Origin of the sequence: Prescottella defluvii (assembly GCF_000738775.1) — a bacterium.
GTDB classification, from domain to species: Bacteria; Actinomycetota; Actinomycetes; order Mycobacteriales; family Mycobacteriaceae; genus Prescottella; species Prescottella defluvii.
In genome coordinates this window covers 80,579-103,876 of record NZ_JPOC01000007.1, presented here as the reverse complement: position 1 = coordinate 103,876, position 23,298 = coordinate 80,579, and the positions used below count along the sequence as shown (strand labels likewise).

General features: G+C 68.3%; 25 protein-coding genes. 15 read left to right on the top strand and 10 right to left on the bottom strand.

Annotated features, from left to right (window positions below; genetic code table 11):
- Positions 1-52: 52 nt before the first annotated feature.
- Positions 53-460 carry a hypothetical protein gene (locus tag IJ15_RS0102660; protein ID WP_031936795.1) on the bottom strand — a complete coding sequence of 136 codons (408 nt, stop codon included), beginning with the start codon at positions 458-460 and terminating at the stop codon, positions 53-55.
- Positions 461-690: 230 nt separating this feature from the next.
- Here IJ15_RS0102660 and IJ15_RS0102655 point away from each other — a divergent pair, with 230 nt between their 5' ends.
- The 7 genes from IJ15_RS0102655 to IJ15_RS0102620 all read left to right on the top strand — a co-directional run bounded on the left by IJ15_RS0102655 (position 691) and on the right by IJ15_RS0102620 (position 8,247).
- Entirely contained in the window at positions 691-1,716 is a 1,026-nt protein-coding gene (locus tag IJ15_RS0102655; protein WP_031936794.1) for an iron-siderophore ABC transporter substrate-binding protein, read from the top strand.
- A 117-nt stretch (positions 1,717-1,833) separates the two neighbouring features.
- Positions 1,834-3,045 carry an MFS transporter gene (locus IJ15_RS0102650; protein ID WP_231569396.1) on the top strand — a complete coding sequence of 404 codons (1,212 nt, stop codon included), beginning with the start codon at positions 1,834-1,836 and terminating at the stop codon, positions 3,043-3,045.
- 28 nt (positions 3,046-3,073) lie between these two features.
- Positions 3,074-3,835: an ABC transporter permease gene (locus IJ15_RS0102645; protein ID WP_031936792.1), complete on the top strand. Its 762-nt coding sequence runs from the start codon at positions 3,074-3,076 to the stop codon at positions 3,833-3,835.
- Between the two features lie 89 nt (positions 3,836-3,924).
- The gene (locus IJ15_RS0102640) at positions 3,925-5,646 is read left to right on the top strand and encodes an alkaline phosphatase D family protein (protein ID WP_231569395.1); all 1,722 of its coding nucleotides are present in this window, start codon (positions 3,925-3,927) and stop codon (positions 5,644-5,646) included.
- Between the two features lie 548 nt (positions 5,647-6,194).
- A complete protein-coding gene (locus tag IJ15_RS0102630) occupies positions 6,195-6,806 on the top strand; it encodes an AMIN-like domain-containing (lipo)protein (protein ID WP_031936790.1) in 612 nt (203 codons plus the stop codon).
- Positions 6,807-6,859: 53 nt separating this feature from the next.
- Positions 6,860-7,456: a CHAP domain-containing protein gene (locus IJ15_RS0102625; RefSeq protein WP_031936789.1), complete on the top strand. Its 597-nt coding sequence runs from the start codon at positions 6,860-6,862 to the stop codon at positions 7,454-7,456.
- 71 nt (positions 7,457-7,527) lie between these two features.
- Complete coding sequence (locus IJ15_RS0102620; protein WP_031936788.1) at positions 7,528-8,247, top strand: DUF3592 domain-containing protein; 720 nt, start codon at positions 7,528-7,530, stop codon at positions 8,245-8,247.
- Positions 8,248-8,273: 26 nt separating this feature from the next.
- Here IJ15_RS0102620 and IJ15_RS0102615 read toward each other — a convergent pair whose 3' ends face one another.
- Both IJ15_RS0102615 and IJ15_RS0102610 read right to left on the bottom strand, forming a co-directional pair.
- Positions 8,274-8,789, bottom strand: a complete 516-nt coding sequence (locus IJ15_RS0102615) for a hypothetical protein (protein WP_231569394.1) — start codon at positions 8,787-8,789, stop codon at positions 8,274-8,276.
- Between the two features lie 32 nt (positions 8,790-8,821).
- Complete coding sequence (locus tag IJ15_RS0102610; RefSeq protein WP_031936786.1) at positions 8,822-9,631, bottom strand: MerR family transcriptional regulator; 810 nt, start codon at positions 9,629-9,631, stop codon at positions 8,822-8,824.
- A gap of 58 nt (positions 9,632-9,689) precedes the next feature.
- On the opposite strand from IJ15_RS0102610, the gene IJ15_RS0102605 reads away from it, so the two are divergent.
- The gene (locus IJ15_RS0102605) at positions 9,690-10,013 is read left to right on the top strand and encodes a cupin domain-containing protein (protein ID WP_031936785.1); all 324 of its coding nucleotides are present in this window, start codon (positions 9,690-9,692) and stop codon (positions 10,011-10,013) included.
- A gap of 181 nt (positions 10,014-10,194) precedes the next feature.
- Positions 10,195-10,545, top strand: coding sequence for a hypothetical protein (locus IJ15_RS0102600; protein ID WP_156111994.1), 351 nt, complete (start codon positions 10,195-10,197; stop codon positions 10,543-10,545).
- A gap of 31 nt (positions 10,546-10,576) precedes the next feature.
- Here IJ15_RS0102600 and IJ15_RS0102595 read toward each other — a convergent pair whose 3' ends face one another.
- Positions 10,577-11,977: a glutamine synthetase family protein gene (locus IJ15_RS0102595; protein WP_031936783.1), complete on the bottom strand. Its 1,401-nt coding sequence runs from the start codon at positions 11,975-11,977 to the stop codon at positions 10,577-10,579.
- A gap of 45 nt (positions 11,978-12,022) precedes the next feature.
- Here IJ15_RS0102595 and IJ15_RS0102590 point away from each other — a divergent pair, with 45 nt between their 5' ends.
- Positions 12,023-13,207, top strand: coding sequence for an amidohydrolase family protein (locus IJ15_RS0102590; RefSeq protein WP_031936782.1), 1,185 nt, complete (start codon positions 12,023-12,025; stop codon positions 13,205-13,207).
- Positions 13,208-13,212: 5 nt separating this feature from the next.
- On the opposite strand, the gene IJ15_RS0102585 is transcribed toward IJ15_RS0102590, so the two are convergent.
- From IJ15_RS0102585 to IJ15_RS0102565, 5 genes are all read right to left on the bottom strand, one after another.
- Positions 13,213-13,944 carry a polyprenol monophosphomannose synthase gene (locus tag IJ15_RS0102585; protein WP_031936781.1) on the bottom strand — a complete coding sequence of 244 codons (732 nt, stop codon included), beginning with the start codon at positions 13,942-13,944 and terminating at the stop codon, positions 13,213-13,215.
- A gap of 92 nt (positions 13,945-14,036) precedes the next feature.
- Positions 14,037-14,444 (bottom strand): VOC family protein, encoded by a 408-nt coding sequence (locus IJ15_RS0102580; RefSeq protein WP_031936780.1) that lies wholly within the window; start codon positions 14,442-14,444, stop codon positions 14,037-14,039.
- Between the two features lie 165 nt (positions 14,445-14,609).
- A complete protein-coding gene (locus IJ15_RS0102575) occupies positions 14,610-15,578 on the bottom strand; it encodes a tyrosine-protein phosphatase (protein ID WP_031936779.1) in 969 nt (322 codons plus the stop codon).
- Between the two features lie 28 nt (positions 15,579-15,606).
- Positions 15,607-16,767, bottom strand: coding sequence for a hypothetical protein (locus IJ15_RS0102570; protein WP_031936778.1), 1,161 nt, complete (start codon positions 16,765-16,767; stop codon positions 15,607-15,609).
- Positions 16,767-17,951: a phosphotransferase family protein gene (locus tag IJ15_RS0102565; protein WP_031936777.1), complete on the bottom strand. Its 1,185-nt coding sequence runs from the start codon at positions 17,949-17,951 to the stop codon at positions 16,767-16,769. The genes IJ15_RS0102570 and IJ15_RS0102565 overlap by 1 nt, the downstream gene beginning before the upstream one ends.
- A gap of 210 nt (positions 17,952-18,161) precedes the next feature.
- Here IJ15_RS0102565 and IJ15_RS0102555 point away from each other — a divergent pair, with 210 nt between their 5' ends.
- The 3 genes from IJ15_RS0102555 (at position 18,162) to IJ15_RS0102545 (ending at position 20,824) form a co-directional block, all read left to right on the top strand.
- Complete coding sequence (locus tag IJ15_RS0102555; RefSeq protein ID WP_031936776.1) at positions 18,162-18,755, top strand: TetR/AcrR family transcriptional regulator; 594 nt, start codon at positions 18,162-18,164, stop codon at positions 18,753-18,755.
- 78 nt (positions 18,756-18,833) lie between these two features.
- Positions 18,834-19,205, top strand: coding sequence for a limonene-1,2-epoxide hydrolase family protein (locus IJ15_RS0102550; RefSeq protein WP_031936775.1), 372 nt, complete (start codon positions 18,834-18,836; stop codon positions 19,203-19,205).
- Between the two features lie 89 nt (positions 19,206-19,294).
- Positions 19,295-20,824, top strand: a complete 1,530-nt coding sequence (locus tag IJ15_RS0102545; protein ID WP_031936774.1) for an acyl-CoA synthetase — start codon at positions 19,295-19,297, stop codon at positions 20,822-20,824.
- 82 nt (positions 20,825-20,906) lie between these two features.
- Here IJ15_RS0102545 and IJ15_RS0102540 read toward each other — a convergent pair whose 3' ends face one another.
- On the bottom strand, positions 20,907-21,665 hold the full coding sequence (locus tag IJ15_RS0102540; protein WP_081880549.1) for a M23 family metallopeptidase: 759 nt from the start codon (positions 21,663-21,665) through the stop codon (positions 20,907-20,909).
- Positions 21,666-22,151: 486 nt separating this feature from the next.
- Here IJ15_RS0102540 and IJ15_RS0102535 point away from each other — a divergent pair, with 486 nt between their 5' ends.
- Together IJ15_RS0102535 and IJ15_RS0102530 are read left to right on the top strand one after the other, a co-directional pair.
- Entirely contained in the window at positions 22,152-22,913 is a 762-nt protein-coding gene (locus IJ15_RS0102535) for an AzlC family ABC transporter permease (protein WP_031936772.1), read from the top strand.
- Complete coding sequence (locus tag IJ15_RS0102530) at positions 22,906-23,232, top strand: branched-chain amino acid transporter permease (RefSeq protein WP_031936771.1); 327 nt, start codon at positions 22,906-22,908, stop codon at positions 23,230-23,232. The genes IJ15_RS0102535 and IJ15_RS0102530 overlap by 8 nt, the downstream gene beginning before the upstream one ends.
- The last annotated feature ends 66 nt before the right edge of the window (positions 23,233-23,298 follow it).

Here is a 23,298-nt window from a genome sequence, read left to right as displayed (position 1 = left end):
CCGCCCCGGGGCCGGAGCCGATCGTCGGCTCCGGCCCCGAGGCGTGTCCGGGTCAGATGCGTTTCACCAACCGGTCGTAGCGTTGGCGTGCGGCCTGTGTGCTTCCGAGACCGAGGCCGAAAGCGATTTCCTGCCAGGTCATTCCGCGTTGGCGTGCGATGCCCAGAAAGAGAGCCTCCAACTGGTCCATCTCCGCGCGGGCCTTGGGGAACAGGCCGAGCGCGGCGGTGATGTCGGCATCGTCGATCTCGGGCTCCCCCGGTTCGGGCGTGTGGACGCCACCGGCCAGTGCCGCGACGACGCGGATGGCGCCGAGGGGCTCGAGGATCTCGGGGTGCGACTGCCGGGCCCGCTGCTCGGGCGTCGCTCCGTGGCGTTCGGCGATGCGGAACAGCGCGGCGTACTCGCGGTGGACTCGCTCGCGACTCGGGTTGGGTGGGGTGAAGGCGTCGGAGGTCATGCTTCGAGCGTCCACCCGGTCCGATCTGTTGTCAATGAAGTATTGACAACAGATCGTTCACATCCGTCGTGCCGGATGCGCGACGGGGGTGGTCGCCTACGGGACGTGGAAGGTAGCGAGGCCCGGCGCGGTCGCGTGGCTTCGGTGCAGCCGTATCCGGTGCGGTGTCTGTCGCAGGCGTAAACCCGTCGCCTATGGTTAGGGTAACCAAAGTCTGAAAGGTCCCTGACATGAATCCTGTGCTGAGCCGACGCACCGTGCTGTCGATGACGTTCGCGACGATCGCGGGTCTGGCGGTGGCGGGTTGCAGCAGCAACGACGCCTCGCAGGGAGAGGCCGCCGGCGGCGGTGCGGACCACGCCGAGCCGGGCGCCTTTCCGGTGACGATCGACCACAAGTACGGGTCGACCACCATCACGCAGGCTCCGCGCCGGATCGCTGCGGTCGGCATCGGCGACGCCGACGTGCTGCTCGCACTGGGACTGACTCCCGTGCTGGTGCCGGTGTGGACCGGCTCCACGGACGACGGTATCGGGGTGTGGGCCGAGCCCAGCGTCCACGGTGACGACCCGAAGGCCCTGGCCGACGCCACCACCGAGTTCGACATCGAAACCATCGTGACGGCCGCCCCCGACCTCATCATCGCCGTGAACAACGCGATCGACGAGGACACGTACAAGCAGCTCAGCGCGATCGCGCCCACCGTTCTGCATGCCGCGGACCAGACCGACTGGGTACTGCCGTGGGAAGAGGTCACCACCCGGATCGGCGCGGCCGTGGGCCTCCCGGCGCAGGCGCAGCAGGAAGTGCGCGACGTCCAGGCTCTCATCGCTCGCACGCGTGACGAGAATCCCCAGTTCCGGGGCAAGACCGCGGTGCTCGTCGTCGCCCGCAACGACGGCAAGCTGCGTGCGTTCGCACCGGATGCGGCCCGGGCACAGTTGTTGACCCAGTTGGGCTTCGACGCTCCGCCGGCACTGAAGGACAGGTTCGACGGCAAGCTCAACTACGAGGTGTCGGCCGAGAACTACAACCTGCTCGACGCCGACCTGATGCTGTTCGACAACTACGAGAAGTTCCGTACCGGCTTGGAAGCGACTCCGGTGTTCACGAATCTGAATGTGGTGAAGTCCGGTGGCCTGATCGCCCTGGATCCGATCGTCAGCGACGCCGTCTCGATGCCGAACCCGCTCACGATCCCGTTCGTGCTCGACGAGTTCGTCGCGATGATCAACGAGCAGCAGGCGGCGCGGTAGCGGTACCGGCCCTCTAGGGTCATGCCTGTGTTGCGTGCCCGCCCCCTGAGTTCCTTCGCTCGATCGATCCGGGTCGCGCGTGCGGTCCCGGCGCCGGTCCGTCTGATCCTCGTGTCGATGGTCCTCTTCAATGTGGGCTTCTACCTTGTGGTTCCGTTCCTTGCGGTCCATATGTCCGACGACCTGGGGCTGGCGGGTTGGGCGATCGGACTGGTGCTGGGGCTGCGCACGTTCAGTCAGCAGGGGATGTTCTTCCTCGGGGGAAGCCTCGCCGACAGGTTCGGTGTCCGTCCGCTGGTGCTTCTCGGGATCGCGTTGCGGGTGATCGGCTTCCTCGCGCTGGGGTTGGCGTCGAACCTGGCCCAGATGATCGTCGGTGTGCTCCTGGTCGGCCTCGCGGCGGCGCTGTTCGCGCCGGCCGTCGAGGCCGCGAACGCGGCGTACGGACACCGGCTCGAGCGTGACGGCGTGATCCTCCGGACCGAACTGTTCGCGCTCGAGCAGATGTGCAGCCGCCTCGGCACCGTCGTCGGCCCCGCCCTCGGTGCGCTGCTGCTGGCCGTGCCGTTCCTGTGGACCGCGACGTCGGCGGCCGTGCTCTTCACGGGGCTGCTGATCGCGTTCGCCCTGTGGCTGCCCGCGGACGTCACCACGTCGCAGGACGTCGAGTCGGCGACGGACTCGCCCGGTCTGCGCAGTGTGTGGCGGACAGTCCTGACCAACCGCGGGTTCCTGGTGTTCGCGGGGCTGTGCGGGGCGCAGCTGGCTGCGTACAACCAGCTGTATCTGATGCTCCCCGAGCAGCTCGAACGCAGCCTCGGGTCGCAGGCCGCCCTCGGCTGGTTCTTCACCGGTGCCGCGCTGCTCGTCATCTTCGGACAATCGCCCGTCGTCGCGGTGGCGAACCGGATCGGGCACCGTGCGTCGATCGTCGGCGGGATGACGATCATGGCGGCGTCGTTCCTCGCGCCGGCGGTCGTGTCGATGGTTGCGCCGGATTCCGAGCACGCGCAATTGGCAGGTCTGGTGGTGTGGGTCGCACTGCTGCATGTCGGTCAGATGCTGATGGTCCCGCCGATGCGGGACACCATCGGTCGCCTCGCCGGCGAGCGTTTCCTCGGCGCTCATTTCGGGATGCTGAACACTCTCGGTGGGTTGCTGACCCTGGTCGGTTCCGTCGGAGTCGGGCAGCTGTTCGACGTGGTCGACGTCGGCGATATCGCCCTTGCGGCCCCGTGGTGGGTGCTCGCGGTCGCCGTCGCCGTCGCGGCGGCGGGGCTGTGGTCGTGGAGTGGTCGGACCCGGATCACGCGTCCGGCATTCCGCTGAGCGCCGCCTTGGTGGGAAGGTGACAACCGTGAGTACCGAGCTGGCGAATCCCGGCCTCGCGCTCGTCGTACTGTGCATGGTCATGGTCGCGGCCGCGGCCGTGGTCTACCGGTTCGCGCGGCTGGGCCATCCGCTGACGGCCCCGCGGGCCGCGGTCCGGGGTGCGCTGCAACTCGCCGTCGTCTCCCTGATCCTGGCTGCGGCGCTGGCGCACCTGTGGTCGTCGGTGCTGGTGCTGGTCGTGATGTTCGTGGCCGCCGCGGTGACGGCGGCCCGCCGGGCGAGAGCGGGCCGGTCGGCGGCATGGTTGGCGGTGGCGCTCGCCTCGGGTGTCGGCGTGGTGGTCCCGCTGATGCTGATCAGCGGGGTGGTCCCGATCGAGGGTGTGGCCTTGGTGCCGATCGGGGGCATCGTGCTCGGGAACGCGATGACCGCGACCGCGCTCGCCGCGAAGCGGGGATTGGACGCGATCGACCAGCGGTGGGGTGAGGTCGAAGCCGGGCTGAGCCTGGGATTCAGTGTGCGGGACGCGCGGATGGAGGTGCTCGGTCCGGCGGCGTCGGACGCCCTGCTGCCGGGCCTGGACCAGACCCGGACCGTGGGCCTGGTGACGCTGCCCGGAGCGTTCGTCGGTGTGCTGCTGGCCAGTGGATCCGCGGTCCAGGCCGGCGCCGTGCAGATCCTCGTCCTCGTCGGGGTGCTCCTCGCGCAGACGTGTGCGGTCGCGGTGGCGATCGAACTGGTCGCGCGCGGCGTCGTTCACCGGCCCGGAGCCCACCAGGTGTTCTGACGGGGCCGGTACGGCGAACAGCGGGTGAACACTCCGAGATTCCGCCGATCGGAGTTGAACATCCGTCCGAATTTCGTTGTGATCCTGTCGTGTTCGAGAATCGGGTGCCGGAGAACTGCAACAGCGACACACGGAGCGGGGTGAGCCGGCGTGGGCTGCTGCGTAGCTCGGCGGTCCTGGCGGGTGCCGGGCTGACCGTCGCGGCGGCGGGACGCGCGGTCGCCGGTGTCCCGGCGCCGGGGGTGGCCGGGTCGGGTGGGGCGGTGGGCTTCGTCCACGGTGTCGCATCCGGTGATCCGCTGCCTGACGGTGTCGTCATCTGGACCCGCATCACGCCGTCGGTGGATGCGCAGCCCGGTTCCGGTGCGGGGAAGGCTGTTCCGGTGGACTGGGAGGTTGCCTCCGACGCCGGATTCGGTGCCGTGGTGCGCCGCGGAACCGTCACCGCGGTCCCTGCGAGCGACCACACCGTGAAGGTCGACGTCGCCGGGTTGCGGCCGGGCACCACATACTTCTACCGCTTCACCGCGGTCGGGCAGGTGTCGTCAGTGGGGCGGACGCGTACCGCACCGGCGACCGACGCGGACCTCGACCGACTGCGCTTCGGTGTGGTGTCGTGCTCCAACTGGGAGGCCGGATACTTCGCGTCGTACCGACTGCTCGCCGAGCGGGACGACCTCGACGCCGTCCTGCACCTCGGCGACTACATCTACGAGTACGGCCGCGGCGAGTACGGCGCCCGTGACGGTTCGGTCCGGCTGCACGACCCGGCGCACGAGATCGTGTCCCTCGCCGACTACCGGATCCGGCACGCGCAGTACAAGACCGATCCCGATCTGATGGCCCTGCACGCGAAGGTCCCGTTCATCGTGACGTGGGACGACCACGAGTCCGCCGACAATTCGTACGACGGCGGCGCCGAGAATCACGATCCCGCCACCGAGGGCGAGTGGAGTGCCCGCAAGTCGGCGTCCACGCAGGCGTACTTCGAGTGGATGCCGGTGCGGTCCAACGCAACCGCCACACTGTACCGACGGTTCCGGTACGGCGTCCTGGCGGAGATCTCCATGCTGGACCTGCGTACCTACCGTGACGAGCCGACGTCCGCCGGCGCCGGTTGGCGCAACGTCGATGCCCCCGACCGCACCATCACCGGCCGCGCCCAGATGGACTGGCTCACGGCCGGAATCGTCACCTCGCCTGCCCGCTGGAAGCTGGTCGGCAATCCGGTGATGATCGCGCCGTGTGCCTTTCCGCCGCTCGACACCCGCACCACCGCAGCCGTCACCGAGATGATCGGTCTGCCCGACGCCGGAATCCCGTTCAACACCGACCAGTGGGACGGCTACTCCGCAGACCGGCGTCGGCTGTTCGACGCGATCACCACGAACGGTGTCCGCAACGCGGTGTTCCTCACCGGCGACATCCACACGTCGTGGGCCTGCGACCTGCCGGTGGACGCCGCGAACTATCCTGCCGCCGGCACGGTCGGCACCGAGTTCGTGGTGCCGTCGGTGACGTCGCCGAACATCGACGACATGCTGAAGGTGCCCCCGCGCACCGCGACGGTGGCCGCGGAGGAGGCGTTCAAGGCCTTCAACCGGCACGTCCGATACGTCGAACTCGACTCTCACGGGTACGGCGTCTTCGAGGTGAGCAAGGCTGGGGTGCAGATGGACTGGTTCTACGTCGACGATCCCACCGACCCGCGCGGTGCGGCACGGCACGGGACGAGCTATCGCGTCGCCGACGGTTCGCAGCAGGCACATCCGGTCGGCACTCCACTCGACCCCGCCGCCCACCGTCCGTAGAACGGCGAGCGACTACCCGGAACGGGCCTGTGCCCCGGACGTGTCGGTCCGGGGCACAGTGGGGGTCGTGGAGATGCCTCTACGTCAGGTCGGGTTCCCGGCGCCGGAGCCGCTGACGTGGAATCCCGAAGATCCCATCGAGAAGCCGAGATTGAGCACGAGGGTGAAAAGATCGTTGACGCTGGAAAACACTCGACACTCCTTGTCATTCGACAGAACGCGAACGGTTTGTTCGGTTTGAACGCTACCAACTGATCGCGGAGTCTGCTCGGCGGCGTCGACGAACTCGAATATCGCGGGAAGGCATCGGGTTTCACCGGACAAGCCTCGGCACCCGAAGCGGTGCCGCAGCCTGTGTTCCGCTCTCCGCGGAGAGGGACGGCGTCGGCGCAGGTCAATCGGTTGTTCGGTTCGGCTGAGCGCTGTGGCCCGAGAACCTCGGAACGGACCGCCCGGCCCGGCCCTGCCCCTGTACGCGAAGTGCCCCGGATGCCGCGGAACTGGACGTACAGTCGGCGGTGGGCGGGTTGAGGCGAACAGGGGGAATCGTGGGGGGATCGAAGTCGATCATCGGGGTGGTGGCCTGCGTGATCGTGTTGGGCGGGTGCGGAGTCGATCGGGCCGCACCGCCGTCGGATCCACCCCCGCGCTCCGTGCCGGCCGACCGCACCGGCCGGATCCATTTCGGGACTACGCCGGGGCACCCCTCCGTGGTCGAACCCGCGCCGCTGACCGACGCCCCGGCCGAGTCCGGTGCGGTCTCCACTGCCGCCGTGGACGACGTGCGGGTCGAGATCGACGCCGATACCGGCGCCGAGAGGGTCGTCTACGTGTTCGCCGGCTCGGGAATCCCGTTCTGGAAGGCGGGGTACGTCGCCGAGGCCGTCCCGTACCGCGGTGGTCCCACCCTTCCGGTCCCGGGCAGGGCGATCATGCAGGTGGACATCATGGGCACGGCGCCACCGGCACGTCACCCCTCCGACGCCGCGGTACCCGTGGTGACGCCGGACGGGTCCCGCGTGACCCAGCTCTTCGTGCTACCGGACGTGCGGGACGCGAATGGAATCACCCAGTCCTTCATCGGTCTCCGTCCCGGGCCTGTGCCGTTCGAGGTCGTCACCGTCGAGGAACCACCCCAGCTGATCATCGAGTTCCGCTGACGGCTCGGTCGGCGCCCCCGGCGCCCGTCTCGGTTCCGGCTACATTCGAGACCATGACCGCCCAGCCCGCCGCCCGTCGTCGTCGCCTCGCCGTGTGGATCGCATCCGTGATCGCGGTGCTGGTGCTGGCGGCGGGCGCCGTGCTGTGGTGGGCACCGGACCGGTATCTACCGTGGGATACCGCGGCGTTCCCCGACGTCGACGCTTCGACGCTGACACCCACCCAGGCCAAGGTGGTCGACCTGCTCGAGGCCGAGCACCGCGAGCAGCGGCCCGGCACCTTCTACTCCGACGGTGCGAAGGAGCCGTGGTGCGCGAACTTCGTCAGCTGGATCATGCGCGAGGCAGGGGAGCCGCTGTCGAACCCGCACTCCGGGTCGTGGCGGATCCCGGGCGTCTACACGCTCCAGGAGTACTACGAGGCAGAGGGCCGATTCGAGCCGATCGGCAACGGCTACCGGCCCGAGACCGGTGACGTGGTGTTGTACGACAACGAGTTCCGGATCGGTCAGCACACCAACTTCGTCGTCGCAGTCGACGGCGACACCGTGACGACTGTCGGCGGCAACGAACTCGGCAAGATTCGGGTACACGATCTCGACTGGGAATCCGATTCCGCGGTTGTCGGTTTCGGTCGTCTCGATTCCTGAGTGCTCCAGCGGAGTCGACCCCTTATGCTCCCGTAGGACACGCCCCGAGGTGGCGTGAGGGGGGAGTTTCGATGAGCACGGTCGATCCGGTTGTCGCGAGGCGTGAACGCCTGAGCGGTCCACCGGTCATGAGGCGGATCTCGCTCGCCTTGATCCTGCTGGTCGTCGGGGGATCGGCGATGGGATTCGGCTGGCCGAGGATGTTCTGCGGCGGCATGGCGTCGGAGGCGTTCGATCCGCCCGCGCTGGCGTTCGTCGGGGCACTGGGAGGTCTGCCGGTGTCGGTGTCCGGGTTCCTCCTCTGGACGTCGGTCATGCTCGAGGCCCGGCACCTCGGATTCTTCTACGGTGTCGGATCCTGGTGGCTCGGGGTCGGCGAGGGCGCGATCGTCGCCGGGCGACAACTCGGTGACAGCCCGATCGTGACCGGCATCGGATACGGCAGTCTGGTGTCGGGTGCGATCTGCCTGATCGTCGGGCTGACCGCCGCCCGTGGAGGTCAGGTCTGCCGTGCCCGCGGTGACGAGCCCGCGCGCACCGGCACGGTCACCTCCGCAGTCGTCCACGACAAGGGGTACAGCGTCTTTCGGGGGAACGATCGGATCTTCACGGCGGTGACGTTTTCGTTCACCGACAGCCGGAACACCCAGCGATGGGTGCAGCGCGGGATGGTGGTTCACGCGGCCACCCCGGTCGTCGACGGCCAACAGGCGCGCCTCTGGTACGACCCCGCCGATCCCGGCAACGACGAGAAGATCGTCATCGAACCCGCGCACGAGTGGTCGGCGTGAACTTCACGTGACGAGAATCGATTTCGTCAGCATCGCAGGCTGAGACGGGCGCACAGGTCGGCCGGTGCGTCGACGTGCAGGCTCACACCGGTCACCGCAGTCGAATCGAATTTCCGAGCGGCCGTGGAGTTTTCCACGAGAACCGGCACGTCGAAGTCGATGTCGACGGAGGTCCCGTCCGGGCCCGGTAGGTAGAGCCGGCCGTCGTGGACGCCGGGGGCGGTGTGCTGAAACCGCCGGCCGGGGACCGCTCGGATGATGCGATCGCGATCGACGGACAGGATCGTCGCCCGGCCGGACCGGAGGACGAGTTCCCCGGCGGTCACCAGATGCGGATGGACGGCGCGGTCGGCGAGCAGGCCCGCCACCGCGACGACGGAGACGACGGTGAGGACGAGGAGCGTCACCTGCAGCCACAGCCACGGTACGAGCAGGTGAATGGCCACGGTCTCGATGACGGTGGCTCCGAGGAACATCACCGGCATGCCCAGGGTGCCCGCCGTGTACCCGAACGTGGAGACCCCGTCGCCTGTGCCGTTCACTCGTCCGCGGCACCACAACCACAGTGACCGGATCACGGCGCGTCCTCGGGCACGATTCCGAGTCGCTGCAGCAGGAGGGTGAGGACGACACCCTGCGCCCGATCGGGGACGAGGTCCGCCACCGGTAGCGGGGCGGTGTCACCGGACGGGCCGGCCGATTGCCATCGTTCCAGGAGTCCGGCCTCCGCCAGCACCGTCCGGACCGGGATTTCCATTGCCTCGGCGAGGGATTCGATCTCGGCCGCGCATCGTGTCGGATCGAGTCCCCGCACGGCGGCGAACCGTCGATACAGGTTCACGATCCGGTCCCGATCGTGCGCGTCGGTGAGCAGACGGGTGGTGGCGTCGTAGAACGCTTCGGGGGCTGTGCCGGAGATCGCCACCAACTCGAACGCGTTCCGTTCCTGCTCGAACTCGGCCCGTACGGCCGGGTCGGCCTCGTTGTCGACGAGGTCGGCGAAGACCAGTGCGAGACCGGGCGGGAGGGGCGAGACCGGGCGTCCGGCGCGATGGGCGTCGAGCATTTCCTGCAACCGGCTGCTCTTGGCCTCGAGCACCCGGCGTTCCGCTTCGACGGTGTCGATCAACGCGGTCAGATCGGCCTCGAGGTCGTCTGCCGCAGTGTTGTCGGTGGTCGCGGAAACGATCGACGAGACCGAACCCAACGGCACCCCCGCAGACGCGAGCCACCGGATCCGCATGAGCCGGACGAGGTCCGTGAGGTCGTACTCGCGATACCCGTTCGCGAGTCGGCGGGGCTCGGCGAGCAATCCGAGACGATGGTAGTGACGAACCGCGCGGGGCGTGGTTCCTGCTGCCTGTGCGATGTCGCTGATGCGCATATCGTCAGCATCGACCATGACGCTGCGTCATGGTCAAGTTCGAGAGGGAGGAGCCGGCATGGCCGAGGGAACCGACATGGTGCACATCGAGGGGCTGACGACGTTCGCGCCCAAGGAGGGGCCGACACCGCGAGTCGAGCGGTTGTCCGCAGGGCCGGGGGTCACCGTGGTGCGGCTCAGTTTCACTGCCGGTCAGATTCTCGACGACCACAAGGCCGCCGCGCCGATCCTCGTGCAGGGCGTCAGCGGTCGGGTGACCTTCGAAACCGGCGGCCGAGCGGTCACCCTCGAACAGGGGGTGGCGGTCAACCTGGATGCCGGGATCGTGCACCGACTCGAGGCGGCGGAGGACTCGGTCGTGCTGCTGTTCGTGCTGCGCTGACGGGGAAGGAGTTCGACAGTGCCACGACGTTGTCGGACGCCCGTGCCAGGATCGGCGCCATGACACGAACGGGACGACGCCTGCACCGGCAGGCGCGGGGCGCGGTGTGCCAAACGTCGCCCCGGTCCGTCCTCATCCGGGGGTAGCGGGCCGGGGCGCGTGAGCCCCGAGAGGTACTGCCTTGTCCCGTACCGATATCCACGCCCCGCTGTGGGTTCTGATGAACCGTCGCGAGGTCGCGTCCACCGCCGACCACGATCACCGTGACGGGGTCTGCGATCTGCCCGCCCGTGTCGCATCCGATTGGAACGCGCCCCCGACTCACTGCACCTGGGGATTCGTCCACACCGGTATCAAGACCTGTTCGTGCAACGTGTGCCGCGACAAGATCGGCCATCGTCTCGACATGCGCCGCGCGCGCCGTGCCGCCGCCGCCCGCCTGCATCGTGGTCGCCGCGACTGGGCACGCGGCGATGATGCGGCGTTCGACGACGTCGTCACCCCGCACCGCAACCGTGACTGGTGGTGGTAGTCCTGCCGGAAACCGCTGCGGTGGGTGCCGGTCAGAACGCCCACCGCAGCGCCGCGGCGATCTCATCGTCGGTGGCACCGCGGAACCGTTCGATCTCGGCGCGGTGCACGTCCACGATCGTGGCGGCGAGTTCGGTGCCGAACTCGTGGGTGAGCAGTGTGTCGGCCTCGAAGGCATCGGTGGATTCGGAGAGTGACGAGGGGAGGCGCCGGATCCCGCGGCGTATGAATTCTTCCTCCGGCAGCGTCGCCGGATCGACGTCGACCAGTGGCGGCAGGCGCAGCCCGGCCCGGACACCCCACATCCCGGCGAACAGCAGACCGGCCATGCACAGGTACGGATTGGCCGACTGGTCGAGGACCTTCACCTCGAGGTTCGCCGCGCCGGCCTCGTCGCCGCTGCTGCCGGTGATCAACCGCAGCGCCGCCTCCCGGTTCTCGTGCCCGCACACCTGGAACGGTGCCGCCCATGCGCCCGACACCAGCCGCAGATAGCTTGCGGCGGACGGTGCCCCGACGGCCAGCAGTGCCGGTAGCCGGTCCAGGATCCCCGCCGCGAACGACTCGGCGGTGTCGGTGATCCGGCACGGACCGTCGCCCCCGCTGTGCAGGTTGATTCCCTCGCGCCACAGCGACAGGTGCACGTGACCGCCGTTGCCGACCCCGGCGGCGTCGACCTTGGGGGAGAACGACGCCCGCATCCCGTGCCGCAGCGAGACGGCACGGATCGTCTCGCGTACCAGCACGAACGTGTCCGCCGCCCCGAGCGGGTCCTCGGCCGTCACGGACACCTCGAACTGGCCGGCCGCGTACTCGGGATGGATCTGTTCCACCCGGATGTCCTGGTCGCGCAGCGCGGACAGCACGTCGGCGAGGTAGCCGGACCGCTCCACCAGACGGGTGACTCCGTACGCCGGACCGCGGGTGGCGGGCACGAAGCCGGCCGAGGCGTCCGAGGCGTTCGAGGCTTCCGAGTCCTGCCCGACCACCCACTCGATCTCGAATGCCGCCTTCGCCGTCAGATCGTCCTCGGCGAGCTGAGCGACGGCGCGGCGCAGCAGACCGCGGGAATCCTGCGGATGCCGGTCGCCGTCCTGGGTGTACCGATCGACGGGTGCCCACGCCCATCCGGGCAGCGCGGACAGCACCGTCACCCGGTCCAGGTCGGGGAGCAGGCGCAGGTCGCCCACCGGTCCGCCCGCGAAGCGGCCGACGACGATGGTGTCGTCCGGGGTGAACGCATCGAACACGGGGGAGGCGCCCACGCCCCACGTCGCGGCCCGCTCGAACCGCTCGACGGGAACCGCCTTCATCCGGTGGACACCGCTGTTGTCGACCCAGGTCAGGGCGACCCCGACGACTCCGTGCTCGGTGAGCCGCCGGGTCAGCCGGGCGGCTTCGAGAGCTCGCCGGTCACGATCGTGCCGATCCATCGCATCTCCCTCGCGCGCTACCCGATCAGCGGCACAATGGCGTAGATGGCGCCGTTCCCAGACGATACGCCGGTGCCGTCCGGCGATAGCCCGATCGCGCAGTTGGTCGACACGATTCCCCTCGTCGATCATCACTGCCACGGCATCGTGCGCGAACCACTCGACCGGCCCGCCTTCGAGGCGTTGCTGTGCGAGGCCGCGGCGTCCGGCCCGTGGCACGGCAGTCTCTTCGACACCCAGGTCGGATTCGCGGTGCGGCGACTGTGCGCGCCGGTGCTGGGGTTGGAACCGCACAGCGGCGCCGACGGCTACCTCGCACGCCGCGCCGAACTCGGCGCCGACGAGGTGGCCCGGCGGCTGCTGCGCGCGACCGGGATCTCCGATCATCTGGTCGATACCGGCTTTCGGCCGGAACGCCTGACGACACCCGGGGAGTTGGCCGCGTTCACCGGTGGAACTGCCCGTGAGGTGGTGCGTCTGGAATCGGTGGCGGAGCGGGTGATCGTCGACCACGGCCCGTCGGACTTCGCGGATCGGTTCCGCGAACAGGTTCGGACAGCTGCCGGGAACGCGGTCGCGTTCAAGACCATCGCGGCCTATCGGGTGGGACTGGATCTTCCCCCCGAACCGCCCTCCGATGCGGCGGTCTACACGGCCACTGCGCGGTGGGCGGCGGATATCGCGGGCGGTGCGCCGGCACGGCTGGCCGATGCGATGCTGACCCGGTTCCTGATCTGGACCGCAGTCGACGCCGGGCTGCCGATCCAGTTCCACGTCGGGTACGGCGACGCCGACACCGACCTGTCCCGCGCCGACCCGCTGCTGCTGATGCCGTTGCTGCGCGCCACCGCGGACCGCGGCATACCGATCATGCTGCTGCACAACTACCCGTTCCACCGGCACGCCGGGTACCTGGCGCAGGTGTTCGACCACGTGTTCGTCGACGTCGGTCTCGCGCTGCACAACGTCGGAAGTGTCGGCGCAGCGCGGATCCTCGGTGAGCTGCTGGAACTGGCACCGTTCGGGTCGGTGCTGTTCTCCACCGACGGCTACGGCCTGCCCGAACTGTTCCACGTCGGCGCCGCCGTGTTCCGTCACGCCCTGTCCAGGTGTCTCGAAACCTCAGTGGCGCAGGGGGAATGGAGCGAAGCCGACGCCGCACGGATCGTGGGGATGATCGCCGAGGGGAACGCCCGCAGGGCGTACCGCCTCGGTGACCCGGTGGGTTAGCCGGGTCAGCGGCTGCCGAACCGCAGCTTCCACGGCACCAGTGCCGACTCGAGCTGCACGCCCAGGCTCATCTTCGACACGCCCTCGATGCGCTCCTCGAACCGGATCGGCACCTCGGCGATCTTCATCCCGCGGCTGGTGGTCCGGTAGTTCATCTCCACCTGGAAGGAGTAGCCGTTGCTGTGGATCGACGAGACATCGATCGCCTCCAGCGTGCGGGCGTGCCAGGCCTTGAATCCGGCGGTCGCATCCTTGACCCCGAGTCGCAGGATCGCATTGACGTACCGGTTGGCGAACGCCGACAGCGCCTTGCGATGCCACGGCCAGTCGCTGGCGACCGCGCCGCCCGGAACGTACCGGGAGCCGAGGACGACGGCGGCATCGGTGGACGTCAGCGTGCGGATCATCGTGGGGATGACCTCTGCCGGGTGCGACAGGTCGGCGTCCATCTGCACGACGATGTCGGCGCCCTCGGCGAGGGCACGGGTCATACCGGCCACGTAGGCGCGGCCCAGACCGTCCTTCTCGGTGCGGTGCAGCACCCCGATGGAGAGCGGGGAGTCGATCGCGAGTTTCTCGGCGACGTCGCCGGTGCCGTCGGGGGAGTTGTCGTCGACGACCAGCAGGTGCAGGTTCGGTACCTCCAGCGCCGCCAGCAGCTCGACGAGCTTGGGCAGATTGTCGCGTTCGTTGTATGTAGGTACAACGACGGTCGTCTTGGGCGAGCTGCTGTCCATGGGACCTTCCTGATCACGCTCTGTCGTCTAGGCCAAAGGCGAGTGTGGTCATGAATGGAGGCGAAGGCAACTCACCGGGAGTTTTGTTGCAGTCAGGACGCCGGTTCCGTGATATTCACCATCCACGAGACCCCGTAGCGGTCGGTGCACGCCCCGAAGGTGTCACCCCACATCTGCTTCTCGAGGGGCACGTCCACGGTGCCGGACCCGGCCAGCGCGCTCCAGTAGCCGCGCAGTTCGGCGTCGTCGTCGCCGCTCAGGCTCACCGCCATGTCGGTACCGAGCGTCCGCTCGATGCCGGGCGGGATGTCCGCACCCATGATCGTGAAGCCGCTGTCGGTCTCGAGTGTCGCGTGCATGATCTGGTCTTCGGGGGCCGGTGCGCCGAACTCGCCGAACGTGCTCATGTTCAGGGTGCCGCCGAAGACACCCTTGTAGAACTCCATCGCGTCGCGCGCGGTGCCGGCGAAGCTGATGTAGGGGTTGAGTCGAGAGGCCACGGGATGCTCCTGAGGTCGTCGCGGATCCTGCCGGTCGATGACGCGGGAACTGCTCTTCGTGGCCGCGACGCTACCGGCGATCGGTCCGTGCCGCGGCGGTAACACGACGGAACCCGGACGGTCCTGGTCGGGGGCAGGACCGTCCGGGCGTATTGCGAGCAGCCGTCAGAGAGAGAGCTTGCTCGCAAGCTTCGCGATGGTCGTCTGCTCGAGACCGAGACCGTCGGCGAGGTAGGAGACCGGGCCGCCGTAGTCGGTCCGCATCTGTTCGAAGCCGGCCGCGAGGTAGCTCCGCTCGGCGGTCAGGATCGGCTCGAGGTTCAGCGCGGCCTGGTCGCCGAGTGCGCCCCGGATCTGGGTGAGCGTGGCGGCGTTCGACTCGGCCAGATACTCGTTGCTGAGCAGGTAGTCGTCGAAGACCGTCTGCTCGGAAACTCCGGAGATGGTGAGGAGCAGCGCGGCGATCCAGCCGGCACGGTCCTTACCTGCACTGCAGTGGAAGAGAACGGGGCCGTCGCTGTCGGCGATCTCCGTCAGCAACTGCTTGAAGCTCGCGCGCCGCGCCGGATCGGTGACGAAGCTGCGGTTGGTGTCCTCCATGAACTGACGGCCCTGCTCGGGCGACTCGATGGTCTGCGCGAGCGCGATCAGGTCCCCGAACTCGACGGGGATGTTGGTGTACCCGACGCCCTCCGGGATCCGGTCGGGACCGCCGACCAGCGGATTGGCGATCTCGGATTCGCCGCGGAGGTCGTAGATGTGCGTGACGTTCAGCGACGACAGGGTTGCGAGGTCCTCGTCGCTGGCGGACGGGAGTGCGTCGGACCGGTAGAGCACGCCGCGCTTGAGGTGGCGACCGGCGAGGCCCTCGTAGCCGCCACCCTCGCTTCCGGCGACGTCCCGGAAGTTGGGGATCGATGCCAGGCGCGGCGTCGTATCGGGATGGACGTCGGACGAGGCGGTGCCGAGGGACCCTAGGGCTTCCGTGGGGATCAGGCCGCCCAGATCGGGTAGAGCGGGTACCTCCTGTGCCGAGGCGAGCATGTTGCCGGAGAGGAACATTCCTCCGGCCAGAAGTAGTGCTGTCGCGGACCGGACGGTCCGCGTGCGTAACGGGCTGGAACCAGCCTTCATCTCGTGTCCCTTCGTGGTGGTGGTGTACTCAGGGGGCGACGTCGCCGACGCCGGTGAAGCCGTACCGGTCACACGGTCCGATGACCGCAACCTCGAAAAGTCCGGCACCGACTAGCGTCTCGCCGTTCTCGCGGAGGGTGAACCGGGTGAGGTTGTCGACCGGACAGAACATCTTCTTCCACGGCTCGATGTCGGCAACCTTCTCGCGCAGACCCTGGACCACCAGTTCGCCCTGCCACATCCCGTGGCGCCAGTCCTGCTCGAGTCCGTAGCCGGTGCCTACCCCGAGGTAGTGGGGGAGCACCGGTTCGCAAGCCACGGTGAGGATGTCGTCGGGCTTGCCGTATCCGCCTGGGCGGTGGAACTCGAGCGTTCCTGCCGCGACCTCGCGTCCCCCCGAGATGAAGGTCAGGTCGTGCTCGGGACGACCGAGCCACTCGGGTTCACGGGAGCGGTCGGTCCACACCCGGGTGGCATCCTGGATGATGCGGCGGCCCTGCCGGTCCTCCTGCATGATCGCGACGATCGAGAAGTCGTCGAACTGCATGATGGCGTAGATCCAGAAGAAGTTCTGCTCGCCTGCGATGGACGGGTCCGCGCGCCGCCCCGGCGGCTCGGCCTCGCCGACCGGGCGGACACCCCACGACCGGTCGCGGTTGCCGCGCCAGGTGTCAGGGGTGACCGGGACGGTCTCGTCGTCGACGGTGAGGGTGCCGCTCCACGACCCGGTCTGGACGAATCGCTGCGTGTCGAAGGTGACCCGCTCGAGCTGACGGTGGAAGTGCCGAGCCTCCAGCGCGGCCGGCACGTCGGACTCGAAGACGAGGTCGAACGACAGGTCCGGTGCTTCGGGCGTGGGCTCGAGGACGACCCTCAGACGGTGCAGGCCCTCGATCACCTCGATTCGCAGCGGTCCGACCGCGACATCCATGCGATCCGAGCCGAGAGCCTTCGAGACACGGGTGACGATGTGGTCGTTGCCGCGACGGAGTACCGCGAACCCGTCCGTGACACCGAGATTCGGGTACTGGCCGAGACCGATGATGAGGAACAGCGGCTCGCCGTCGTAGTCGAGTCCGGGGTGGCAGTTGAAGTAGTAGCGGTCGTAGAAGTTGCGATCGGAGGTGCCGACGTGACGGATCGGCTCGGCGATCTGGTGCACGGGGAAGTCGTCCAGGGGGGAGAGCATCAGGCGACCTCCTGCCCGTTGACGCGAGCCCAGTAGGTGCCGTCGAGCATCTCCTCGACGGTCTTGCGGTGCAGGATCATGTCGTCCGGGTCCTCGGGTATCTGGGCCTGTCCGAACGCGACCGCACGGCTCTGCACGCGGAACATGATGATGGCGTGCCGGAGCGCGGCGTAGAACGTGTAGAAATCCAGATCGTCGGCGTCGTGGTCGGTCAGTTCGCGGTACGTCGCGGCGACGTCGCCGCGACGCAGGAAGTCGGGCAGCCCGGGCAGTCCGGCGACACCGGCGAGGTCCTCGAAGAACCGGTGGATGAAGATCATCCAGCCCAGATCCAACTCCCGCGGCCCGAGAGTGGCCATCTCCCAGTCGAGTACCGCCACCGGCCGGAAGTCCCGGTACATGATGTTCCCGACCCGGGAGTCGCCCCAGCACAGCACGGCGGGGCCGGCGACGGCCGGCCGATGCTCGTCGAGCCAGTCGAGGCCGCGTTCGATGAGTGGTGAGCGGGGGCCGGACCGAGTGGCCCACTCGTAGTAGCGACGCTGCCCGGCCACGTGCACGGCCAGTGCGGCGTCGGCGGTCGCCGGCACCGACCCGAGCTCGGTAGCGAGACTCGGGAACAGTTGCGCCGGTTCGGGTATCGCGTGCAGCTCGGCCAGGATCCGTATCGATGCGGTCTGCAGTTCCCGGCGGTCGTCGGCGGATCCTTCGGACAGCCACGAGCCGAAGTTGTACGGCATCACGTCCGGCGGAACCTGGCCGTCGACGCGTTCCATCACGAAGAACTCGCCGCCGAGGGCCTCGGGGGAGGTCTCGGACCAGTACACGCGCGGCACGGGGACGACGGAGTGCTCCCCGACCGTCTTGATCACCTCGAACTGCTGGTCGATGTCGTACGACGGGAAGATCGGCACCCCCGACGGGGCTGGTGCGATGCGGGCCACGAGGTCGTGGTGACGCCGCTGGCCGTCCTCGTCCCACAGGGCGTCGAACAGGATCGTCTCGTTGGACATCCCGTTCGCGGCGGGCACCTGCACGTCGGTGACCTGAGGATTCGCGTCGGCGGGCAGTTTGGTGCGCAGCCACCGCTCGAGGCGGGACGCCAGTTCGGCGGGGTCGGTCCGGGACTGTCCGGGTCTGGCGACCTCGGAGAAGTCCTGGTCCTGTGTCTTCTCGGAACTCATGACGCCCCTTCGACGGCGGAGGCGTGTGACGCCTCGCATGCGTGGATTCGATGCGGTCCAGCGGGTCCAGCGGTACGGCAGGAAGAGCGGGTGGGTCGACGGCCCCGGTGTGTCGGCGGGGCGGGAAAAGCTCTAGCCGATACATTCCGTATCGGCTACGACGTGACACAATGTAACGCCCGTCACATCTCTACGCAAGGGGTTCGTTCGATGTCCAAGAAGCGGCGAGCGCAGCACCGTCTCGGGCCGCAGCGAAACCCCGAGATCGACGACGCCGTCCTGCAGGCCACCCGCGACTTGCTGGTCGAGAACGGCTATGCGGGGACGTCGATCGACGCGATCGCGACACGCGCGGGTGTGGGGAGGCCGGCGATCTACCGGCGGTGGCCCTCCAAGGCCCACATCGTCCACGACGCCGTGTATCCGGTTGCGGAGTCCGAGAACATGTCGGACCTTCCGATCGGGGAGGAGGTAGCGCGGCTCACGTACGGTGCCGTGGCGCTGTTCGGCGGACCGGCCGCGCGGGAGGCGGTTCCCGCGCTCATGAGCGAGGTTCGCACCGACGAATCGCTCCGCAAGGCGCTGCTCACCGATCAGCTCGAGGTGATCCGTGAGGAGTTGGGGCGACGGTTGGGCGCGGCTGTCGCGGACGGCGAGGTGCGGCAGGGTATCGACCAGGACACGCTGCTCGACGTCATCGCCGGCACGGCGATCTTCGCGCAGTCGGTCCGCGACGTGCAGGACCAGGACGGGCTGTCGGCGGCGCTGGTCGACATCGTGCTGCACGGCATCCTGCCTCGGTGAAGCGAATGGGCATGTCTCCCTGAGAGGTATCGGCTACTGTCCCGCTCGGGAACCGGTTGGGAGAAGGGGAATGGGCACATGAGCGCAGCCGAGGATCTGGTCACGGAGTTCTGTGGGGCGTGGTCCGACCCGGACCCGGTCGTGTTGGCGAGCTACTTCACGGAAGACGCTGTCTATCACAATATTCCGATGGCTCCGGTGAAGGGCCGGGACGAGATCAGGGAGTTCATCGCGGGCTTCGTCGCGGCCTTCGAGGGCATCGACTTCCGGATCCACAAGCAGGTCGCGTCCGGTGGCATCGTGATGAACGAGCGGACCGATGTGCTGCGCGGTCTCGGGAAGGAGACCCCGCTGCCGGTGATGGGGGTCTTCGAGGTGGTGGACGGCAAGATCGCCGCGTGGCGCGACTACTTCGACATGGGTGCGATCACCGCGGCGTTCGGGGGCTGATCGGGCGCCGCGGGCGCGTCAAACTACACAACGGATACGCCGAAAGAAACCCCTTACGCAATAGTTGGACGTCCTATAATCTGCGTCACATGAGTGAGGATCCGCGCACCGACACCGTCGACGGCGTGCTGCGCCGGGCTGCCGCACGGCAGCCCGGCCGCACCGCTCTGACCTTCGACGACCGCACCTGGACGTACCGAGAACTCGACGACGCCGTCACGAGGGGAGCCGCGCGCCTGCTGGGGCTCGGCCTCGCGCCGGGCGACCGGGTGGCCGCGTACGGCGTCAACTCCGACGCCTACGTCATCGGGTTCCTGGCCTGCGCCCGCGCAGGCCTGGTGCATGTCCCCGTCAACTACGCGCTCACGGGCGACGAACTGCACTACCTGCTGGCGCAGTCGGGGGCGCGGGCCGTCCTCGTCGATCCGAAGCTGGCGTCGACACTGGACGCGGTGCCGGATCTCGCCGTCGAGCATGTGATCCGGCTGCGCGACGAGCCCGGTTCGCTGCTCGCTTCCAGCTCCACCGGCGACGTGCCGGCGTACCGGCCCGGTGCGGCGACGGGTGACCTGGTGCAACTGCTCTACACGTCGGGCACCACGTCGAAGCCCAAGGGCGCCATGATGACCCACGGTGCACTGGTCCACGAGTACGTGTCGTCGGTGATCGCGCTGGGGTTGGCGGCCGACGACAATCCGTTGATCTGCATGCCGCTGTACCATTCGGCCGGCATGCACGTGTTCATGTTGCCGTACCTGTCGGTGGGGGCGACCGTGAATCTCATGCAGTCCCCGGACATTCCGGAGATCCTGCGCCGCATCGAGACCGACCGGATCGGGTCCCTGTTCCTGGCGCCCACCGTCTGGGTGCCGTTGGCGAGCCACCCCGATCTCGAGACCCGCGATCTGTCGTCGCTCACCAAGGCGCAGTACGGGGCGTCGATCATGCCGGTCACGGTGCTCAACCGCCTGCGCGAGCGGTACCCGGCGCTCGGCTTCTACAACTGCTTCGGCCAGTCGGAGATCGGACCGCTCGCGATGGTCCTCCGGCCGGAGGAACACGAGACTCGGGCGTCCTCGTGCGGGCGGGCGGTGTTCTTCGTCGAGGCCCGCGTGGTGGACGCCGACGGCAACGACGTCGCGGACGACGAGCCGGGCGAGATTCTCTATCGTTCTCCACAACTGTGCCAAGGGTATTGGGACAATCCCGAGGCGACGGCGGACGCCTTCCGTGACGGATGGTTCCATTCCGGGGACCTGGTGACACGGGACGCCGAGGGGTACGTGACGGTCGTGGACCGGATCAAGGATGTGATCAACACCGGCGGCATCCTCGTCGCGTCCCGCGAGGTGGAGGATGCGCTCTACGCTCATCCCGCCGTCGCGGAGGTGGCGGTGATCGGGACCCCGGACGACAAGTGGATCGAGGCGATCACGGCGGTGGTGGTGCTGCGCGTCGACGCCGGACCCGTCGACGCCCAGTCACTCATCGAGCACGCGCGGAGCAGGATCGCGCCCTTCAAGCTGCCCAAGCAGATTCGGTTCGTCGACGAGCTTCCTCGGAACCAGAGCGGGAAGCTCCTCAAGCGAGAACTGCGCACCGTCCTGGATCCGTCCTAGCATCCGCCGCGGGAACGCAATCGGCCCGGCTCCACGGAAACCGTTGGGGCCGGGCCGTTCACGCGTATCCGTCCGAGTGGGGCTACCAGGTCACCGGAACGTTGCTGTCGCGCAGCCAGATCAGCGGATCGACCTGGATGCCGGCCGGATCCCACACCTCGAGGTGCAGGTGCGGTCCGGTGGACTGGCCGCGGTTGCCGACCGTGGCGATCTGCTGACCGGTGGCCACGCGATCGCCGACGCTGGTGGTGAAGCTGTCGACGTGCCCGTAGACGGTGATGTGGCCGTCGTCGTGCAGCACACGTACCCACTGGCCGAAGCCGGAGGCCGGGCCGGCGTTGAGGACGACACCGCCGGCGGCCGCAAAGATCGGAACGCCGAGATCGGCGCCGACGTCGATGCCGTTGTGGTGGGTGCCCCAGCGTGGTCCGTAGCTCGAGGTCAGGAAGCCGGCGACGGGCTGGACGACGGCAGGTGGCACCGGAACGATCACCGGCACGGGCATGGGCGCCGGTATCGGCGCAGCCTGTGGTTCGGGTGCCGGTGCAGGCGCCAGCAGTCGGGGTGCGGCCGTCCAGGCGTCGGCCGACGGAGGGGTCCACGGCATCGGAGCGATCGTCGGCGTGCCGGGGGGCGTCGGGAGGTCGATGCCGGGCAGGAACGGGCCGGCGGGAACCTGGAGTTGGACGTTGCCGACGGCCGGCAGGCGCAGGGGAGCTGCCGACGCGGTGGCGGCGCCGATCTGAATGCTCCCCGTGAGCAGTGCGCCGACGGTGAGCGCGGCCGCTGTGGCCTTGATGGTGGGGTGGCGGCGCAGGGACTTCAGGGTGCGGGAACTCATCGTCCTGTGGGGATTGACCACAGTGGATACCTCATCTGTGTCTCTGGTCGGCCCGTTCGGACTGCGACCTCGGATCTTTCATCACGAAAAGGTAACAAGGCGATATCGAAACGTCTAGCGTGACTAAACCTTTACCTGCATGAGTTATGTACCAACCGGTTTTGAGGAAACCTGCTGGTCAAAGCCTCACCAGTCCCAAAGCGGACAGGTCGACGCAGCACTCTCCGTCGTCATCGGACCGGGAAGTCTGGTCGATCGCATCGGCGTATGTCGAGGTGAGGGGGCGTCCCGGTCGGCTCAGGCGCGTAAATTACGTCACTGTGACACAGGTGCGTGTCGGGGGAGGCGGCGCTGTCGCACGAGCAAGATCGATCTGCCGGCCGATCCGCGGCTCGCGTCGGCAAAACGTGACAGTGATCTCCTCGGCTCGGGTGGCTCGGACCCCGAGTTTCGGGGGTGGGTCGATGGCCGACCTATCATTTCCGCGTGACCAGCGCGTTTCCCGGGCAGTGCGTCCCCGGCCTCGACACCTCCCCCTCGGAGTCGCGTCGATTCGACGTTCGCGCCGCGGCCCGTGACACCGTCTCCGTCGGCTTCGGGTTGTTCCCGCTGGGTCTGGCGTTCGGTCTGCTGCTGGTCCAGTCCGGGTTCCACTGGTGGTGGGCGCCGATCTTCTCGCTCATGATCTACGCGGGCTCGCTCGAATTCCTCGCGATCGGACTGGTGCTGGCGGTCACGCCGCTCGCGTCGGTGGCGATGACGACCTTCCTGGTCAATTTCCGTCACGCGTTCTACGGGCTGTCGTTCCCGCTGTACCGGGTGCGTGGACGCGTCGCGAAGCTCTACAGCATGTACGCGCTCACCGATGAGGCGTACGCGGTGACCGCGGGTAAGGACCCCGACACACTGAGCGGCCGCCGCATCCTCTTCATCCAGGTGTTCTGCCAGTTGTACTGGGTGCTCGGCGGTGTCGTCGGCGCCGTCGTCGGCGGGGCGATCCCGGTGCAGCTCGTCGGCCTGGACTTCGCACTCACCGCACTGTTCGTCGTGCTGGCGCTCGATGCGTTCCGTGCCCGCCGGGACATCCCCACCCCGATCCTCGCGTTGCTGAGTGCGCTGGTGGCCCTGGTCGTAGCGCGCGAGCAGATGCTGATGGTCGCGATGACGCTGTTCGTGGCGGCGCTGCTGGTCCGTTTCCTGCTGCTGCGGCGGCGCGGGAAGGACGGGAATGACCCTGCCGATGCCTGACGTCTCGTACATCCTGACCGCGCTCGCGGTGATCATGGGGGTCACCTTCGCGCTGCGCGCCGTGCCGTTCGCGATCATGGCACCGTTGCGCTCGTCGGCACTGGTCCACTACCTCGGCGTGCACATGCCGGTGGGCATCATGCTCATCCTCGCGGTGTACACGCTGCGGAACGTCTCGGTGGTGCCGTCGTCGTCGCTACCGGCGGCCGTCGCGCTGGCCGCGACGGTGGGTCTGCATCTGTGGCGCCGTCATGCGCTGCTCAGTATCGTCGGCGGCACCGCGGCATACATGGTTCACGCGAATTGGGTGTTCGGCTGAACCGGTGAACGCTGTTCGTCGCTGCGATGGGCGCGCTCGTCGCAGGTTTCGGGCGCGTCACCGATC

Coding starts and splice junctions, on each gene's coding strand:
- IJ15_RS0102660 (WP_031936795.1), bottom strand. CDS start 460: ATGACCTCCGACGCCTTCACCCCACCCAACCCGAGTCGCGAGCGAGTC.
- IJ15_RS0102655 (WP_031936794.1), top strand. CDS start 691: ATGAATCCTGTGCTGAGCCGACGCACCGTGCTGTCGATGACGTTCGCG.
- IJ15_RS0102650 (WP_231569396.1), top strand. CDS start 1,834: ATGGTCCTCTTCAATGTGGGCTTCTACCTTGTGGTTCCGTTCCTTGCG.
- IJ15_RS0102625 (WP_031936789.1), top strand. CDS start 6,860: ATGACCGCCCAGCCCGCCGCCCGTCGTCGTCGCCTCGCCGTGTGGATC.
- IJ15_RS0102620 (WP_031936788.1), top strand. CDS start 7,528: ATGAGCACGGTCGATCCGGTTGTCGCGAGGCGTGAACGCCTGAGCGGT.
- IJ15_RS0102610 (WP_031936786.1), bottom strand. CDS start 9,631: ATGCGCATCAGCGACATCGCACAGGCAGCAGGAACCACGCCCCGCGCG.
- IJ15_RS0102605 (WP_031936785.1), top strand. CDS start 9,690: ATGGCCGAGGGAACCGACATGGTGCACATCGAGGGGCTGACGACGTTC.
- IJ15_RS0102595 (WP_031936783.1), bottom strand. CDS start 11,977: ATGGATCGGCACGATCGTGACCGGCGAGCTCTCGAAGCCGCCCGGCTG.
- IJ15_RS0102590 (WP_031936782.1), top strand. CDS start 12,023: ATGGCGCCGTTCCCAGACGATACGCCGGTGCCGTCCGGCGATAGCCCG.
- IJ15_RS0102585 (WP_031936781.1), bottom strand. CDS start 13,944: ATGGACAGCAGCTCGCCCAAGACGACCGTCGTTGTACCTACATACAAC.
- IJ15_RS0102575 (WP_031936779.1), bottom strand. CDS start 15,578: ATGAAGGCTGGTTCCAGCCCGTTACGCACGCGGACCGTCCGGTCCGCG.
- IJ15_RS0102570 (WP_031936778.1), bottom strand. CDS start 16,767: ATGCTCTCCCCCCTGGACGACTTCCCCGTGCACCAGATCGCCGAGCCG.
- IJ15_RS0102565 (WP_031936777.1), bottom strand. CDS start 17,951: ATGAGTTCCGAGAAGACACAGGACCAGGACTTCTCCGAGGTCGCCAGA.
- IJ15_RS0102555 (WP_031936776.1), top strand. CDS start 18,162: ATGTCCAAGAAGCGGCGAGCGCAGCACCGTCTCGGGCCGCAGCGAAAC.
- IJ15_RS0102550 (WP_031936775.1), top strand. CDS start 18,834: ATGAGCGCAGCCGAGGATCTGGTCACGGAGTTCTGTGGGGCGTGGTCC.
- IJ15_RS0102545 (WP_031936774.1), top strand. CDS start 19,295: ATGAGTGAGGATCCGCGCACCGACACCGTCGACGGCGTGCTGCGCCGG.
- IJ15_RS0102540 (WP_081880549.1), bottom strand. CDS start 21,665: ATGAGTTCCCGCACCCTGAAGTCCCTGCGCCGCCACCCCACCATCAAG.
- IJ15_RS0102530 (WP_031936771.1), top strand. CDS start 22,906: ATGCCTGACGTCTCGTACATCCTGACCGCGCTCGCGGTGATCATGGGG.